A 16,737-nucleotide genomic window follows, 5' to 3' on the forward strand; every position below is an offset into this window, starting at 1 on the left:
ACCTTCACCCCTTCTTCTTGTCTTGTTCTTTCTTCTGGACCTTGGCCCAGCTGTCCTTGAGCCCCACGGTGCGATTGAACACCAGCCGGTCACCACGGCTGGCATGGCGGTCGGCGCAGAAATAGCCCACGCGCTCGAACTGGAAGCGGCTCTCCGGCTCGCTTCCGGCCAGGCTCGGCTCGCCGATGGCCTGCACGGTGACCAGCGACTCGGGATTGAGGTGCTCGAGGAAGTCGGCATCCTTGTCCTTGTCGGGCTGCTCCTCGAGGAAGAGGTTGTCGTAGAGCCGCACCTCCATGGGCACGCCGTGCTCGGCGCTGACCCAGTGGATCACCCCCTTCACCTTGCGCCCCTCGGGGTTCTTGCCCAGGGTGTCGAAGTCCACGGAGCAGCGCAGTTCGCTGATCTCGCCTGCGGCGTCCTTGACCACCTCGTCGCAGCGGATCACGTAGCTGTTGCGCAGGCGCACCTCCTTGCCCGGTGCCAGGCGGAAGAACTTCTTGGGCGGCTCCTCCATGAAGTCATCCTGGTCAATGAAGATCTCCCGGGTGAACGGCACGCGGCGCACCGCCATATCCTCGCGGGCGGGGTGGCCGGGCACATCAAAGACTTCCTCGTGATCCTCCGGCACGTTGGTAAGCACCATCTTCAGCGGCTTGAGCACGGCCATCGCACGCGGCGCGTTGTCCTCGAGATCCGAGCGGATCGCATGGTAGAGCATGGCGATATCCACCAGGCCGCCGTCGGCGCGGGTGACGCCGATCATCTCGCAGAACTTGCGGATCGAGGCGGGGGTGTAGCCGCGACGCCGCATGCCGGAGATGGTCGGCAGGCGCGGGTCATCCCAGCCGTCGACGATGCCCTCGTCCACCAGCAGCTTGAGCTTGCGCTTAGAGGTCAGGGTGTAGTTGAGGTTGAGCCGGGCGAACTCGATCTGGCGGGGCTTCGCCGGCACCGGCAGGTTGTCGAGGAACCACTCGTAGAGCGGGCGATGATCCTCGAACTCCAGGGTGCAGATCGAGTGGGTCACCCCCTCCAGGGCGTCCGACTGGCCGTGGGTGAAGTCGTAGGAGGGGTAGATCTTCCACTTGTCGCCGGTCTGGTGGTGGCTGGCGTGACGGATGCGGTAGAGGATCGGGTCGCGCAGGTTGATGTTCGGCGCGGCCATGTCGATCTTTGCCCGCAGCACCTTCTCGCCCTCGGCGAACTCTCCGTTACGCATGCGCTCGAGCAGGTCGAGGTTCTCGTCCGCGCTGCGCTCGCGATAGGGGCTCGGCTTGCCCGCCTCGGTCAGGGTGCCGCGGTACTCGCGGATCTCGTCCGGCGAGAGGTCGTCGACATAGGCCTTGCCCTCGCGCACCAGGTGCTGCGCCCAGGCATAGAGCTGGTCGAAGTAGTCCGAGGCGAAGCGCACCGGCCCCGCCCACTCGAAGCCCAGCCAGTGAACGTCCGCCTTGATGGCGTCGATGTAGGCCTGCTCCTCCTTGGCCGGGTTGGTATCGTCGAAGCGCAGATGACAGTCGCCACCGAAGTGCTCGGCGAGCCCGAAATTCAGGCAGATCGACTTGGCATGGCCGATATGCAGAAAGCCATTGGGCTCCGGCGGGAAGCGGGTCACGATCTTCCCGCTACGGCCGGCCTCGATCTCCTCGCGGATCTGGTTGCGGATGAAATTCGGCGCGCTGGTGGTGTCGGTGGACATGGTGGGAGAAACAACCTCTGATTGAAGGTGCGGGCCTGGCGGCGCGAGCATGGCGAGCCTAGGGCTATTGGGTGGCAGTGCCTCAGCGAGGGGCGCCGGGGGCAGGCCGTAGAGGAGGTCCTACGCCAGGGATGGCGTCGGTAGCGCCCAGGGAGGGGTTCACAGCGCCTCCTCGCAGGCCTGCCGCCGGATCAGCCCCGAGCGATGCCGCCATCGGCACTCCCGGAGCCTGGCCCCTTGCTCGCTTCGCGCATGGAAGCAAAACCGTTATTATAGCGCCACAGCCATGGGCAACGCCAAGGCAACTCCCCTTTACCGCACAGGAACTTACCGATGATCGTACTGCAGACCAATTTCGGCGACATCACCGTCGAGCTCTATCACGAGAAGGCACCCAAGACCGCCGCCAACTTCGAGCAGTACGTCCGCGACGGCTTCTACGACGGCACCCTCTTCCACCGCGTGATCCCGGGCTTCATGGTCCAGGGCGGCGGCTTCGATACCGACTTCAACCAGAAGCCGACCCGTGACCCGGTCGAGAACGAGGCCGACAACGGCCTGAAGAACACCACCGGCACCCTGGCCATGGCCCGCACCCAGGACCCGCACTCCGCCACCGCACAGTTCTTCATCAACGTTGCCGACAACGACTTCCTCAACCACAGCGGCAAGAATGTCCAGGGCTGGGGCTACTGCGTGTTCGGCGAGGTGGTCGAGGGCATGGACGTGGTCGAGAAGATCAAGGCCGTGCCCACCACCCGTCGCGGCATGCATGCCGACGTGCCCGCCGAGGACGTGGTCATCCAGAAGGCCTACGTGAAGGACGAGTCGGCGGCCTGACGATCACCTGTCTTCCCATCACGCCCGCCCGACGTTTCCCGATCGCGGCGGGCGTGCTTCGTTTCACCGTCTGAACAGGGCCGCCCATGACCACCCTGCTGATTTCCGACCTGCACCTGCACCCTGGCGCCCCCCAGGTCACCGAGGGCTTCCTGCACTGGCTGGACGAGCGTGCCCGGGGCTGTGATGCCCTCTATATCCTTGGCGACTTCTTCGAGGCGTGGATCGGCGACGACCTGCTCGACCTGGGCGAGCAGGACCCCACCGGCAACGCCACCCTGGCCGCGCGTATCGCCACCGCCCTGAAACGCCTGGCCGATGGCGGCACAGCCATCTACCTGATGCACGGCAACCGCGACTTCCTGCTGGGCGAGCGTTTCGCCAACGAGGCCGGCGCCTCCCTGCTGCCCGACCCCAGCGTGGTGACGCTCGGTGGCAAGCGCGTGCTGCTGATGCACGGCGACAGTCTCTGCACCCGCGACGAGGCCTACCAGACCTTCCGCGCCCAGGCACGCCACCCGCGATGGCAGGAGCAGGTGCTCTCGATGCCGATCCAGGAGCGCCTCGCGCTGGCAAGGCAATTGCGTGAGCAGTCCGGTGAGGCCAACTCCAACAAGGCCGAGGACATCATGGACGTGACCCCGGACGAGGTGGTGAAGGCAATGGCCGAGCACGGCGTCACGACCTTGATCCACGGCCACACCCACCGCCCCGCGGTGCATGACCTCGAGGTCGACGGCCAGCCAGGCAAGCGCTATGTGCTGGGCGACTGGCAGCCTGACCAGGGCTGGGAGATCGTCGTCGAGGACGACGCCGAACCTCAGCTGCAGCCTTTTTCGCTCGCCTGAATCGCGCGGCAAGTTCGGACGCCGAACCGAGCGCTCCTGCAACTATCCCCCGTGCTTGAGCCATCGTGTGGGAGCGCTGCTTGCAGCGCGATTGTTTTTCTCCAAGCTGTATCCGCAAGCGATGGGGCAACGCTCCGAAAGCACAGCGTCACTTAGGGGTCAGGCATTCCGCCAGCTTCGCTTCAAGATCCTCTGCCGCCGGCAGGCTGCCCGCCTCGCCAATCAGCTCCAGCCGTGAATCCCGCCGCCAGGCGGTATCGGAGAGGCTGACCGTACCACCGGCGCGATTGTAGAGCTTCCAGCCGTCAGTGGTATGCAGCACGCCCTTCACCCGTAGCTCCGCGGGCAAGGCGCCCAGCAGCATCGTGACCTGGTCCAGGTCGAAGACCTCGGCGGCATGCCAGCGCCACCCCAGGGTGGCATGCCCCAGCGAAGCGCCCTCCTCCCGCAGCGGCCTGCCGGGTTCCGGCTCGCGAAACTCGACATCATCGAGCACCAGGGTCGCCGCCGCCGGACGGGCTGCCTGGTGAGATGGCGAGGCGGCCGCGGTCGACCACGCATGCCGGCGGCTATCCAGCAGCTGTGAGAGCGGCAGCTCGCCATGGGGCGCCTCGGCGAGCCAGCGCTTGGGCGGCCAGCACTCGCCCAGCCTGGAACGGGCCGCCTCGCGTTGAGCGGGCGTGGCCAGGTCGGTCATGGTCAGGGCCACCCCGTCGGCCATGGCCAGCTGGTCGCGGAAGGTCTCGTGCTCGCGGGCCCGCGGGTCATCGAGTCGCCGCGGATCGAGCAGCGCGATGATGTCCCGGACGTCCAGCACCCCCTCGAAGCCCTCGCCGCGCAACACGTCCAGCAGCCCCGCCGGATGACCGAGCCCCGAGGGCTCGATGATCAGCCGATCCGGCCGGTGGCGATGCAGCAGGTTGACCAGCGAAGCCTGCAGCACGAAGGCCAGCTGGCAGCAGAGGCAGCCGCCCGGCAACCCCTTGACCACCAGGTCGTCACGCTCGGCGAACATTGCCTGGTCGATGCCTACCCGACCGAACTCGTTGATCACCACTGCCCAGCGCTCCCCCTCAGGCTTCTGCTCGATCAGCCGGCGAATCAGGGTGCTCTTGCCGCTACCCAGGAAACCGGTGACCAGATGGACAGGCACATTGGCCAGGGGAGCAGACATGGAGAGCCTCCGGAAGTGGCGAAAGTGTTATAGAGTAACATAAAGGGCCAGGCGGCCAAGGGGTCAAGGGGTCAAGGGGTCAAGGGGTCAAGGGGTCAAGGAACCTGGCCAGCAACGAAAAAGGAGCAAGCCAAGGGGTTTCCTTGTCGCTTGCTCCTTGTGCCTTGCAGCTGGCCGTAGGCCCTAGCGCCGAATCTCGGCTTCCTCGCGCAGGTCGTCGAGCAGCCCCTGGATGGCGGCCTGGGCCCGGAGCCGTTCCGCCATGCGCGCCACGAAGGATTCGATCTGCTCGTTGGGCTCGCCGGGCTGCACCTCGTCCAGGGCGATCAGCACCACGCGCTCGCCGTCCACGGCATGACCGTAGACCGGCGAGTCACCCTCGGGATGCGGCAGGCGGAAGGCGGCCTCGACCAGTGCATTGGAGAGGTCGCTCCCGCCCTGGCGGCTGACGGCCTCGGCCTGCTGCCAATCGATCTCCAGGGATTCGCCGGCGCGCAGGCGCTCGACGCGTTCCGCGGCCAGCTCGACCAGCGCCTCACGGGTCTTCTCGCGGCGCACCGCGGCCTCGACCTCGTCACGCACCTCGGCCAGCGGCAGGGTGGTCGCCTCGCGATGCTCGGCCACCCGCAGCACCAGGCGGCGATCCTCGTCGAGCTCGATCACCTCGCTGTTATAGCGCTCCTCCAGGACATCGCCACTGAAGGCCTGCTCCATCACGCCCGGCTCGGAGAGCACACCATCGGCGCCGTTGCGACCAACCCAGTCGCTCTGCTGCAGTTCCAGGCCGAGGTCCTCGGCCACGCTCGCCAGGTCCTCGGCGGCGAAGCTGTCGTCGATCAGGCGCTGAGCCTTCTCGTTGAAGGCATCGGTGACCTGGTCCCGGGCCAGCTGACGACGCAGCTCGTCGCGGCTCTCCTCGAAGGCGGGACGGTCCAGCTCGGTGACCTTGACCAGGTGCAGGCCGTTGTCGGTCTCGACGATCTCGGACACCTCGCCCTCGCCCAGGGAGAAGGCCGCCTCCTCGAATTCCTCGCCGAAGAAGCCGCGGGAGATGACCCCAAGGTCGCCGCCGTTGTCGCTGGTGGAGGTGTCGTCGGACACCTCGGCGGCCAGCTGGTCGAAGGCCTCGCCCCCGGCAAGGCGCTCCTGCACCTGCTCGAGGATGGCCTCGGCCTCCTCGCGGCTGCGCGCGTCGCCGAACGTCACCATGATATGGGATACCCGGCGGTCCGCCTCGGCCGCGCCCTCCTCCCAGGCCTCGCGGAGTGCCTCCTCGCTGACCTCGGCCTGCTCGGCCATCTGCTGGCGGTCGAGCACCACATAGTTCAGCCGGACCTGTTCGGGACGCCGGTAGTCCGCCTCGTGGGCGGCGTAGTATTCCTCCAGCGCCTGCTCATCGACCTCGGGCGGTGTCTCCAGGTCAGCCGGCACCAGGGCATGGTGGCGGAAGGTGCGGGTCTGGCGCTGCAGCGCGGCGAGGCGCTCGCGCTCCTCCTCCAGGGTGAAGTCGCTCACCGCCAGGCCTTGCTGGAGCTGCTGGCGTTTCACGTCGACGCTGAGCTGCTGGCGAAACGAGAGCGGCGTGAAGCCGGCACTGGCGAGACGGTTGCGGAACAGGTCCCGGTCGAAGCGACCGTTGGCGTCCTGGAACTCCGGCAGGTTGACGATCAGCTGGTCGAGCTGCTCCTCGGAGACATGCAAGCCACCCTCCTCGGCATACTGGGTCAGCAGGCGGTCAGTGATCAGCATGTCGAGCATCTCGGCCCGCAGGGCGCGCTCCTGCTCGGGCGGCACCTGCCCGCTGCGGATCGCGCGCTGGACTTCCATCTCCAGCTGCTGGCGGGTGATCGCCTCGCCGTTGACCTCGGCGACCTCGTCGCCACTGTTGCCCAGCAGTCCGACCAGCGATTCCACGCCGAAAAGCGCCATGGTCACGACCACGGCGCCGATGATGATCTTCGCGCCCCAGCTCCTGGAGCGGTCACGAATACTTTGCAGCATGCAGGCCTCTGCGGATCAAGTGAGTCGGGTCGCGCCACATTATACGCATCACCGGGCATCACGCGACGCCAGCAGCAATGAGGGTGGGCGAAAAAGGGGTAACCAACACAAGAACAGGCGCACCGCCGGGGCGATGCGCCTGTTATGGAACCAACCGTCAGTGGTGCGGCAGGCGCCGTCGACTCAGTTGACGGAGTCCTTGAGCGCCTTGCCGGCCTTGAAGCTGGGCACCTTGGCAGCGCTGATCTCGATCGGCTGACCGGTCTGCGGGTTACGGCCGGTGCGGGCGGCGCGCTCCTTCACCTGGAAGGTACCGAAGCCCACCAGGGAAACGCTGTCACCCTTCTTGAGGCTGTCGGTCACGGTCTCGACCATGGCATCCAGCGCACGAGAAGCCGCTGCCTTGGGAATGTCGGCAGACGCGGCAATGGCTTCGATCAGCTCGGATTTGTTCACACTTCACCCCTTGACGTTTTCGTAAATTGGCTCTAATCGGCGAGACTTTCGGCTGACTGACGCGATCACAGCATGGCGGTAGTTTATAGCAATGCGGTGAAAGTCCTGTCAAGCAACCTTCCTTGCCAAACCCCGCCATACCGGGATTCTGTTACCGGCATGGCGAGGAAATTATCGTTAGTGCGTACTGACCATTGACGCCGAGGAGGTGGAGTCTTCCGCTCGCGGTTCCTCCTTTTTCGGCGCCGGCTTGTCGGCCAGGGCCACCTCCAGGACATCATCGATCCAGCGAACAGGGCGAATATCGAGGGCTTCCTTGATATTGTCCGGCACCTCCTTGAGGTCGCGGCGGTTCTCCTCGGGTATTAGCACTATCTTTATACCACCGCGCCTGGCGGCCAGCAATTTCTCCTTCAGCCCGCCGATCGGCAGCACCTCGCCGCGCAGGTTGACCTCGCCGGTCATGGCCACGTCGCAGCGTACCGGACGCCCCGTGTAGGCCGAGACCATGGCGGTGACCATGGCGACGCCCGCGCTGGGACCGTCCTTGGGTGTGGCACCCTCGGGCACGTGGATGTGCAGGTCCTCCTTCTCGAAGCGCTCGGGATCGATCCCCAGCGCCAGGGCCCGGGCGCGCACCACCGTCTGGGCCGCGCTCACCGACTCCTTCATCACGTCGCCGAGCGAGCCGGTCTTGTCCAGGCGTCCCTTGCCGGGGGTGATCACCGACTCGATGTTGAGCAACTCGCCGCCCACCGAGGTCCAGGCCAGGCCGGTCACCCGGCCAACCTGGTCCTCCTGGTCGGCCAGGCCGTAGCTGTAGCGGCGCACCCCGGCATAGGGCTCGATGTCGGCCGCCGAGAGCAGCACCGGCGCCTGGGCGCCCTCCTGGCTCTCCTTCTCGAGGCGCTCGCGCAGCACCTTGCGGCACACCTTGGCGATCTGGCGCTCCAGCTCGCGCACCCCGGCCTCGCGGCTGTAGTAGCGGATCAGCTCGAGCAAGGCGTCGTCGGAGAACTCCAGCTCCTCCGCCTTGAAGCCGTTGGCCTTGAGCTGCTTGGGCACCAGGTAGCGACGGGCGATGGCGAGCTTCTCGTCCTCGGTGTAGCCCGGCAGGCGGATCACCTCCATGCGGTCGAGCAGCGGCCCGGGGATGTTCATCGAGTTGGCGGTGCAAATGAACAGCGTCTCGGAGAGATCGTAGTCCAGCTCCAGGTAGTGGTCGCTAAAGGTGTCGTTCTGTTCCGGGTCCAGCACCTCGAGCAGCGCCGAGGAGGGATCGCCGCGGTGGTCCATGCCGACCTTGTCGACCTCGTCGAGCAGGAACAGCGGGTTCTTGACCCCGGCCTTGGCCATGCGCTGGATCATCTTGCCCGGCAGCGAGCCGATATAGGTGCGGCGATGGCCGCGGATCTCGGACTCGTCGCGCACCCCACCGAGCGCCAGGCGCACATACTTGCGGTTGGTGGCCCGGGCGATGGACTGCCCCAGCGAGGTCTTGCCCACCCCGGGCGGCCCCACCAGGCAGAGCACCGGCCCCTTGAGCTTCTTGACCCGCTTGTGCACCGCAAGGTACTCGAGGATGCGCGCCTTGACCTCCTCGAGGCCGTAGTGGTCCTCGTCGAGCACCTTCTGGGCGTGCACCAGATCATGCTTGATGCGCGTGCGCTTCTTCCAGGGCACCGCCACCAGCCAGTCCAGGTAGGAGCGCACCACCGTGGCCTCGGCAGAGTTCGGCGACATCATCTTCAGCTTGCCCAGCTCCTGGAGTGCCTTGTCGCGGGCCTCCTTGGGCATGCCGGACTCCTCGATGGCCTGCTCGTACTTCTCGGCCTCGTTGGGCACGTTCTCGAGCTCGCCCATCTCCTTCTGGATGGCCTTCATCTGCTCGTTCAGGTAGTACTCGCGCTGGGACTTCTCCATCTGGTCCTTGACCCGCGAGCGGATGCGCTTCTCCACCTGCAGCAGGTCGATCTCGGACTCGATCAGCGCCATCAGGTGCTCGATGCGATCGCGCACACGATCCATCTCCAGCAGCTGCTGCTTGTCGTCGATCTTCAGCGACAGGTGGGCACAGATGGTATCCACCAGGCGACTGGGGTCCTCGATGCCGGAGAGCGAGTTGAGCACCTCGTTGGGCACCTTCTTCGACATCTTCACGTACTGCTCGAACTGGTTGAGCAGCACGCGCACCAGCGCCTCCTGCTCGCGCTCGCTGAGCGGCTCGCTCTCGCGCAGGCTCACCTCGGCCCGGCTGTAGCCGCCGTCGACGGCGACGATCTCGCGGATATCGGCCCGGGACTCGCCCTCGATCAACACCTTGACGGTGCCGTCGGGCAGCTTGAGCAGCTGCATGATCTCGGCCACGGTGCCGATGGCGAACATGTCCTCGTTATCGGGGTCGTCCTTGCTGGCCTCGCGCTGGGCCACCAGCAGGACGCGCTTGTCGGCCACCATGGCGGCCTCGAGCGCCTGGATCGACTTCTCGCGGCCGACGAACAGCGGGATGACCATCTGCGGGTAGACGACCACGTCCCGCAGTGGCAAAAGGGGCAGACTCAGGGTCTGTTCGGCGTTCTGCTGCATCGCAGACGTTCCTCACACGAAATCGGATGGATACCCAAGGAGTGGGGGCGAACCGGCGCCATTGCAAGGCAGCACGCGCCGGCGCGCAAAAAAGAGGATCATCGCATTTTGGCGTGAACGAGGCGAAGTACCCTCGTGGGAGCGCAATTCATTGCGCGAATGGCGCCGACAGGCGCCCCGAGCAGAGTGCCTAATGCGGGAGGCCTCCGGCCTCCATTCGCGATCTGAAGATCGCTCCCACAGAAAGGCAGCCTGCTTCCTTGCCTGTCGAACAGCATCACGCCAAGGTGCGAAGAACCAAAAAGAAGGGGAGCGGGTCCATCCCGCGTGACGCCAACCGGGCACCTCGCGGATGAAGCCGCTCCCTCATCGGGGCGCGTGGCGCCCGGTGGTTCAGCCGTCGGTGCCGTCGACCCGCTGCGCTTCCTGCTGGGAGTAGATCAGCAGCGGCTCACTCTCGCCAGCGATGACGGAGGCATCGATCACCACCTTGGACACCCCCTCCAGCGAGGGAATCTCGTACATGGTATCGAGCAGCACGGACTCGAGGATCGAGCGCAGGCCGCGGGCGCCGGTCTTGCGCGCCATCGCCTTGCCGGCCACCGCCCGCAGGGCATCCTCGCGGAATTCCAGCTCCACGCCTTCCATCTCGAACAGCCGGGCGTACTGCTTGATCAGCGAGTTCTTCGGCTCGGTGAGGATCTGGATCAAGGCATCCTCGGTGAGCTCGGTGAGCGTCGCGATCACCGGCAGGCGCCCCACGAACTCGGGGATCAGGCCGAACTTGACCAGGTCCTCGGGCTCCACGTCGAGCAGCAGGTCGCCGACGCCCTTGGTCTCGTCCTTGCTCTTGACCACGGCGTTGAAGCCGATGCCGCCCTTCTCGGCACGATCACGGATCACCTTGTCCAGCCCGGCGAAGGCGCCGCCGACGATGAACAGGATGTTGCCGGTATCGACCTGCAGGAACTCCTGCTGGGGGTGCTTGCGCCCGCCCTGGGGCGGCACCGAGGCGGTGGTGCCCTCGATCAGCTTGAGCAGCGCCTGCTGCACGCCCTCGCCCGAGACGTCACGGGTGATGGAGGGGTTGTCCGACTTGCGCGAGATCTTGTCGATCTCGTCGATGTAGACGATGCCGCGCTGGGCCTTCTCCACATCGTAGTCGCACTTCTGCAGCAGCTTCTGGATGATGTTCTCCACGTCCTCGCCGACATAGCCCGCCTCGGTGAGGGTGGTGGCATCGGCGATGGTGAAGGGCACATTGAGCAGCCGCGCCAGGGTCTCGGCGAGCAGCGTCTTGCCGCTGCCGGTGGGGCCGATCAGCAGGATGTTCGACTTGCCAAGCTCGACGGCGTCATCCTTGGCGCCGAAGCGCAGGCGCTTGTAGTGGTTGTAGACCGCCACCGACAGCACCATCTTGGCGCGGTCCTGGCCGATCACGTAGTCATCGAGGGTGTGACGAATCTCGCGGGGAGCGGGCAGGCGCTCCTCGTCGGTCTCGGCATCGGCATCGAGCACCTCCTCGCGAATGATGTCGTTGCAGAGGTCGACACACTCATCGCAGATATACACGGACGGGCCGGCAATCAGCTTGCGTACCTCGTTCTGGTTCTTGCCGCAGAACGAGCAGTAGAGCAGCTTGCCGCCTTCGTCCTTGCCTTTGCCGTCGGCCATTCGCGTACCTCTTTCATAGTGACGCCCCCATAGTATGGCTCATGGGGCGTCGGGTTCACCACGGCGGCCTCGGCCGCCGGGAAACGTCTCAGTGCATGAAGGTCACTCGGGTGAAATTCACGCTATCAGGATGTCGGCCGCTGTTCCAGCACCGCATCGATCAGGCCGTACTCTGCGGCCTGCGGGCCGTTCATGAAGTTGTCGCGGTCGGTATCCCGGGCGATCGTCTCGATGTCCTGGCCGGTGTGGTGGGCCAGAATCTGGTTGAGCTTGTCGCGGATGCCGAGGATCTCGCGGGTGTGGATCTCGATGTCCGAGGCCTGCCCCTGGTAGCCGCCCAGCGGCTGGTGGATCATCATCCGCGAGTTGGGCAGGCAGTAGCGCTTGCCTGCGGCACCGCCGGCCAGCAGCAGTGCGCCCATGCTCGCCGCCTGGCCGATGCAGACCGTGGAGACGTCGGGCTTGATGAACTGCATGGTGTCGTAGACCGACATGCCGGCGGTCACCGACCCCCCCGGCGAGTTGATGTACAGGTGGATGTCCTTGTCCGGGTTCTCGGACTCGAGGAACAGCAGCTGCGCCACCAGCAGGTTGGACATGTAGTCTTCCACCGGGCCCACCAGGAAGATCACGCGCTCCTTGAGCAGGCGGGAATAGATGTCGTAAGCCCGCTCGCCGCGCGCGCTCTGCTCGACCACCATGGGCACCAGGCCACCGGCGGATTGGATATCGAACGGGTTGCTCATCTGGGTGATGTCCTTGGATCCGATGAATGGAAGCGTCAGGTAACGCCCTGCCGGGCCGCGGGGCCAGGCAGGGTGCGCCGCAGCGCGATCAGGCCTGCTTCTCTTCGCCCTGGGGCTCTTCACCCTGAGACTCGGCCTCGGCCTCTTCGCCTTCCTCGTCGGCCTCGCCCTGCTGCTGGGCCGCGGCGAGGGCCTCCTGGTAGCTCATCTCCACGTCCTTGACGCTGGCCTGCTCGAGCAGGACATCGACGGCCTTCTCTTCGAGGATAGCCGACTGGACCTGGGTCTTGAGCTGATCGTTGTTCATGTAATATTCGACCACCTGCTCGGGGTCCTGATACTGCTGGGCCAGCTCCTCGACCTTGGCCTTGATCTCGTCATCGCTGGCGGCCAGCTCGTGGCTCTTGATCACCTCGGCGAGCAGCAGACCGACCTGGACGCGGCTCTTGGCCTGCTCGGCGAACAGCTCGTCGGGCAGCTGGCTGACGTCGAAGTCCTCGCCGAGGCCGAACTGCTGGGCCGCCTGGCGCTTGAGGCCTTCGGTCTCCTGCTGCACCAGCGCCTGGGGCACCGGGATGTCATTGGCCTTCTTCAGGGCCTCGAGCACCTGCTGCTTGACGCGGTTGTCGACGGCCTGGGTCGCCTCGCGGGTCATGTTCTTCTTGACCTCGGCGCGGAACTTGTCCAGATCGCCGTCCTCGACGCCGAACTTCTCGACGAACTCGGCATCCACCTCGGGCAGGGCCTGGCCCTTCACGGCGTGGACCTTGACCTGGAAGGTCGCTTCCTGGCCGGCCAGCTGCTCGGCCTGGTAGTCCTCGGGGAAGGTGACCTTGAGTTCCTTCTCCTCGCCCGCCTTGGCGCCGATCAGCTGCTCCTCGAAGCCGGGTATGAAGCTGCCGGAACCGATCACCAGCTCGTGGCCCTCGGCGCTGCCGCCCTCGAAGGGCTCGTCACCCAGGAAGCCCTGGAAGTCGATCTTGACCTGGTCACCCTCCTCGGCGGCACGCTCGACCTCTTCCCAGCCGGCATTCTGCTTGCGCAGGGTATCGATCATCTCGTCGACGTCGGCCTCGGTCACCTCGACCACCGGACGCTCGACCTCGGTGCCCTCGATGGAGGAAAGCTCGACCTCAGGATAGATCTCGAGGGTCGCGGTGAACTCCAGGTCCTTGCCAGCCTCGTTGACGGTGGCCTCGATCTGCGGGTAGCCGGCCGGATTGAGTTCGTGCTCGGAGATGGCACGCACGTAGCGCTCGCGCATCACTTCGCCCACCACCTCGTCGCGCACGCCGCGCCCGTAGCGCTGGCGGATCACCGACATCGGGACCTTGCCCTTGCGGAAGCCGTCCATGCGCACGGTCTTGGCGGCATCCTTGAGACGGGCGGCAACGGCCTCGTCGACCTCGGCGGCCGGCACCTGGACCTTGATGCGGCGTTCAATCTGGGAGGTCGTATCGACGGAAACTTGCATGAAATGTCCTCTACCGACTGGGGCGTTCTGTGAAAGCGTGAAAGGGTCAAAGGGGAGATTCTAAGAATCCCGCCCGGTACTGGCAAGCGCCGTGCCTGAACAGATGGGGGCCTGACGGCACATTACAAGGGGCATGACCGGGATTTTTCCGTGCTGGCTACTGCCGCGAGAGATCACGGGATGACGGGCGCCATGGCACCGAAAAAGGATCAGGAGATGAACCGGAAGAAACAGGAACTGCTGAGGGAGGCAATGGGGTGGATGATGGGGATCGAACCCACGACCACCGGAGCCACAATCCGGGGCTCTACCACTGAGCTACATCCACCACTGCCTGGGGGTCATGTCGAGATGGGGTGGATGATGGGGATCGAACCCACGACCACCGGAGCCACAATCCGGGGCTCTACCACTGAGCTACATCCACCACTACGACACGGGTCTTGCTGAAGGCTCAACGCGTCGGCCGAACCGCTACCGGCCACTCCATGGAACATGGCGCGCCCAGCAGGACTCGAACCTGCAACCTACGGCTTAGAAGGCCGTTGCTCTATCCGGTTGAGCTATGGGCGCATTCTACGTCTCAGAGCGCCTGACCGCAACCCGAAATGAGAAATAAAACTTCCCAATCAACAGGTTGTGGTCGGGGTGGAGGGATTCGAACCCCCGACATCCTGCTCCCAAAGCAGGCGCGCTACCAGACTGCGCTACACCCCGCCGGCTCTTGCACGGCCCTGACGCCGCCGCAGGGGCCTCGTCAAGCGCTGCGTATTCTACGGAACTTTCCCCTCGGGTCAAGCGAGAAGCGCGCCACTGCCGCCCGCCAGCTTTGCCTAGGGGCCCGGGCATGCGAAAATCCCTCGCCCCGACCACCCACCAGCAGAGGGAAGCTCGATGACCGCCCAACTGATCGATGGCAAGTCCATTGCCGCCCGCGTCCGCCAGCAGGTCGCTCGCCAGGTGCAGGCACGCCGCGAGGCCGGAGGGCGCATTCCCGGACTGGCCGTGGTTCTGGTGGGCGAGGACGCCGCCTCTGCCGTCTACGTGCGCAACAAGCACCGCGCCTGCGAGGAGGCCGGCATCCGCTCCTTCAAGTACCAGCTGCCGGCGGACACCTGCCAGGAGGAACTCGAGGCCCTGGTCGACCAGCTCAACGCGGACCCGCGCATCGACGGCATCCTCGTGCAGTTGCCGCTTCCCGAGCACCTGGACGCCCGCCCGATCCTCGAGCGCATCCTGCCCCACAAGGATGTCGACGGCTTCCACCCCTACAACCTCGGCCGCCTGGCCCAGCGCCTGCCATTGCTGCGTCCCTGCACTCCCAAGGGCGTGATGACCCTGCTGGAGGCGAGCGGCCTCGAAGTCCGCGGCCTGGACGCCACCGTGGTCGGGGCCTCCAACATCGTCGGCCGCCCCATGTCACTGGAGCTGATGCTCGCCGGCTGCACCACCACCGTCTGCCACCGCTTCACGCACAACCTCGAGGAGCACGTCCGGCGCGCCGACCTGCTGGTGGTCGCGGTGGGCAAGCCCGGCCTGGTCAAGGGCGAGTGGATCAAGCCCGGCGCCATCGTCATCGACGTCGGCATCAACCGCCAGGAGGACGGCCGCCTGATCGGCGACATCGACTTCGCCCCGGCCGCCGAGCGTGCCAGCTGGATCACCCCGGTCCCCGGCGGCGTCGGCCCCATGACCGTGGCCACCCTGCTCGAGAACACCCTGCAGGCCGCCGATATGCATGACGCCGAGAAGAAGTAGCAAGGGGCAAGGGGCAAGGGGCAAGGGGCAAGGGGGTTATTGTAGGAGCCGTGCTTGCACGGCGATGGGTGCCGAGCCAAGTCATTCGCGGTGCAAGCACCGCTCCCACAGGCTCTTCCAGCCACCAACCATGGATGGTGGGAGCGGCCGGTTGGACGCCTCGACGTGCTCCACGAAAACCAACTCCCACCAGGCGCATCGTGCACCTTTCGTCGAATTCCGCTAAGATTGGCTGCCCATTTTTTCCGACTCGCGAGGTCTCCCGATGACCGACAAGAAGATGAACGTCGAAAGCTTCAACCTCGACCACACCAAGGTGAAGGCCCCCTACATCCGCCTTGCCGACATCAAGACCGGCGAGCACGGCGATACCATCCACAAGTACGACATGCGGATCTGCCAGCCCAACCAGGACCACATGGAGATGCCCGGACTGCACTCCCTGGAACACCTGATGGCCGAGATGTCGCGTAACCACTCCGACAAGGTCGTCGACATCAGCCCCATGGGCTGCCAGACCGGTTTCTACATCGCGATGATCAACTACGACGACTACGACGGCGTGCTCGACCTGGTCGAAGGCACCCTCAAGGACGTGCTGGAAGCCGACGAAGTGCCCGCCTGCAACGAGATGCAGTGCGGCTGGGCGGCGAGCCACAGCCTGGAGGGCGCCAAGCAGATCGCCCGCGGCTTCCTGGCCAAGCGTGACGAATGGAGCCAGGTGTTCGCATGAAGCGCATCGGCATCATCGGCGCCATGGCCCAGGAGGTCGCAGCACTCGCCGCGCAGCTGCAGGATCGCCGCACCCGCCAGCACGTGGGCTGCACCTTCCACCTGGGCAAGCTGCATGGCGTCGAGGTGGTGATCCTGCAGTCCGGCATCGGCAAGGTGAATGCCGCCATCGGCACTACCCTGCTGCTGGACGTCTACCATCCCGAGGCGATCATCAATACCGGCTCCGCCGGCGGCTTCGGTGAGGGACTCGAGATCGGGGATATCGTCGTCTCCAGCGAGGTACGCCACCACGACGTCGACGCCGTGGTGTTCGGCTACGAGCACGGCCAGGTGCCCAACATGCCCGCCGCCTACTTCCCGGACGCGCGGCTGGTCACCATGGCCAGGGAGTGCGTCGAGGCGCTGGGCGAGGTCAACGTCGTCGAGGGCCTGATCGCCACCGGCGACGTCTTCATGGCCTGCCCAGAGCTGGTGGCGACGACCCGCTCGCGCTTCCCCACCATGCTGGCCGCCGAGATGGAGGCCGCGGCGATCGCCCAGACCTGCCACCACTACGGCTGCCCCTTCGTGGTCATCCGCGCGCTCTCCGACATCGCCGGCGGCGGTGACAACCACCTCTCCTTCGGCGAGTTCCTGGAGAAGGCGGCCGACCACTCCACGCGCATGGTCACGGCCATGGTCGACCGCCTGGCATGCATGGAATCTGCGCCCTATCCTGAGGTCGAACAAGCGACTTGATCGCA

General features: G+C 65.7%; 13 protein-coding genes and 4 tRNA genes. 5 read left to right on the plus strand and 12 right to left on the minus strand.

What is annotated here, in order from left to right:
• Nucleotides 1-4: 4 nt before the first annotated feature.
• The gene (locus tag P8934_RS10040) at nucleotides 5-1,702 is read right to left on the minus strand and encodes a glutamine--tRNA ligase/YqeY domain fusion protein (protein WP_278030908.1); all 1,698 of its coding nucleotides are present in this window, start codon (nucleotides 1,700-1,702) and stop codon (nucleotides 5-7) included.
• 333 nt (nucleotides 1,703-2,035) lie between these two features.
• On the opposite strand from P8934_RS10040, the gene P8934_RS10045 reads away from it, so the two are divergent.
• Nucleotides 2,036-2,542 (plus strand): peptidylprolyl isomerase, encoded by a 507-nt coding sequence (locus P8934_RS10045; protein WP_278030909.1) that lies wholly within the window; start codon nucleotides 2,036-2,038, stop codon nucleotides 2,540-2,542.
• An 86-nt stretch (nucleotides 2,543-2,628) separates the two neighbouring features.
• Nucleotides 2,629-3,390 (plus strand): UDP-2,3-diacylglucosamine diphosphatase, encoded by a 762-nt coding sequence (locus P8934_RS10050; RefSeq protein WP_278030910.1) that lies wholly within the window; start codon nucleotides 2,629-2,631, stop codon nucleotides 3,388-3,390.
• 148 nt (nucleotides 3,391-3,538) lie between these two features.
• Here P8934_RS10050 and P8934_RS10055 read toward each other — a convergent pair whose 3' ends face one another.
• From P8934_RS10055 to P8934_RS10105, 11 genes are all read right to left on the minus strand, one after another.
• The gene (locus P8934_RS10055; RefSeq protein WP_278030911.1) at nucleotides 3,539-4,564 is read right to left on the minus strand and encodes a GTP-binding protein; all 1,026 of its coding nucleotides are present in this window, start codon (nucleotides 4,562-4,564) and stop codon (nucleotides 3,539-3,541) included.
• 183 nt (nucleotides 4,565-4,747) lie between these two features.
• Complete coding sequence (locus P8934_RS10060) at nucleotides 4,748-6,565, minus strand: SurA N-terminal domain-containing protein (RefSeq protein WP_278030912.1); 1,818 nt, start codon at nucleotides 6,563-6,565, stop codon at nucleotides 4,748-4,750.
• A 183-nt stretch (nucleotides 6,566-6,748) separates the two neighbouring features.
• Complete coding sequence (locus P8934_RS10065) at nucleotides 6,749-7,021, minus strand: HU family DNA-binding protein (protein WP_106231210.1); 273 nt, start codon at nucleotides 7,019-7,021, stop codon at nucleotides 6,749-6,751.
• Between the two features lie 177 nt (nucleotides 7,022-7,198).
• Entirely contained in the window at nucleotides 7,199-9,607 is a 2,409-nt protein-coding gene (gene lon, locus P8934_RS10070; protein WP_278030913.1) for an endopeptidase La, read from the minus strand.
• A 393-nt stretch (nucleotides 9,608-10,000) separates the two neighbouring features.
• Nucleotides 10,001-11,281 carry an ATP-dependent Clp protease ATP-binding subunit ClpX gene (gene clpX, locus P8934_RS10075; RefSeq protein ID WP_133633934.1) on the minus strand — a complete coding sequence of 427 codons (1,281 nt, stop codon included), beginning with the start codon at nucleotides 11,279-11,281 and terminating at the stop codon, nucleotides 10,001-10,003.
• Between the two features lie 125 nt (nucleotides 11,282-11,406).
• Nucleotides 11,407-12,027 carry an ATP-dependent Clp endopeptidase proteolytic subunit ClpP gene (gene clpP, locus P8934_RS10080; RefSeq protein ID WP_278030914.1) on the minus strand — a complete coding sequence of 207 codons (621 nt, stop codon included), beginning with the start codon at nucleotides 12,025-12,027 and terminating at the stop codon, nucleotides 11,407-11,409.
• 88 nt (nucleotides 12,028-12,115) lie between these two features.
• Nucleotides 12,116-13,501, minus strand: a complete 1,386-nt coding sequence (tig, locus tag P8934_RS10085; RefSeq protein WP_278030915.1) for a trigger factor — start codon at nucleotides 13,499-13,501, stop codon at nucleotides 12,116-12,118.
• A gap of 253 nt (nucleotides 13,502-13,754) precedes the next feature.
• Nucleotides 13,755-13,829, minus strand: a tRNA-His gene (locus P8934_RS10090).
• Nucleotides 13,830-13,853: 24 nt separating this feature from the next.
• Nucleotides 13,854-13,928 (minus strand) — tRNA-His (locus tag P8934_RS10095).
• A 69-nt stretch (nucleotides 13,929-13,997) separates the two neighbouring features.
• Nucleotides 13,998-14,074 (minus strand) — tRNA-Arg (locus P8934_RS10100).
• A 67-nt stretch (nucleotides 14,075-14,141) separates the two neighbouring features.
• Nucleotides 14,142-14,218: transfer RNA gene (locus tag P8934_RS10105), tRNA-Pro, on the minus strand.
• A gap of 177 nt (nucleotides 14,219-14,395) precedes the next feature.
• Here P8934_RS10105 and folD point away from each other — a divergent pair.
• From folD to mtnN, 3 genes are all read left to right on the plus strand, one after another.
• On the plus strand, nucleotides 14,396-15,259 hold the full coding sequence (gene folD / locus P8934_RS10110; RefSeq protein ID WP_278030916.1) for a bifunctional methylenetetrahydrofolate dehydrogenase/methenyltetrahydrofolate cyclohydrolase FolD: 864 nt from the start codon (nucleotides 14,396-14,398) through the stop codon (nucleotides 15,257-15,259).
• 265 nt (nucleotides 15,260-15,524) lie between these two features.
• Complete coding sequence (locus P8934_RS10115) at nucleotides 15,525-15,992, plus strand: S-ribosylhomocysteine lyase (RefSeq protein WP_133633927.1); 468 nt, start codon at nucleotides 15,525-15,527, stop codon at nucleotides 15,990-15,992.
• Complete coding sequence (gene mtnN / locus P8934_RS10120; protein ID WP_278030917.1) at nucleotides 15,989-16,732, plus strand: 5'-methylthioadenosine/S-adenosylhomocysteine nucleosidase; 744 nt, start codon at nucleotides 15,989-15,991, stop codon at nucleotides 16,730-16,732. The genes P8934_RS10115 and mtnN overlap by 4 nt, the downstream gene beginning before the upstream one ends.
• The last annotated feature ends 5 nt before the right edge of the window (nucleotides 16,733-16,737 follow it).

This window comes from Halomonas sp. CKK8 (assembly GCF_029625235.1).
GTDB classification, from domain to species: Bacteria; Pseudomonadota; Gammaproteobacteria; order Pseudomonadales; family Halomonadaceae; genus Halomonas; species Halomonas ventosae.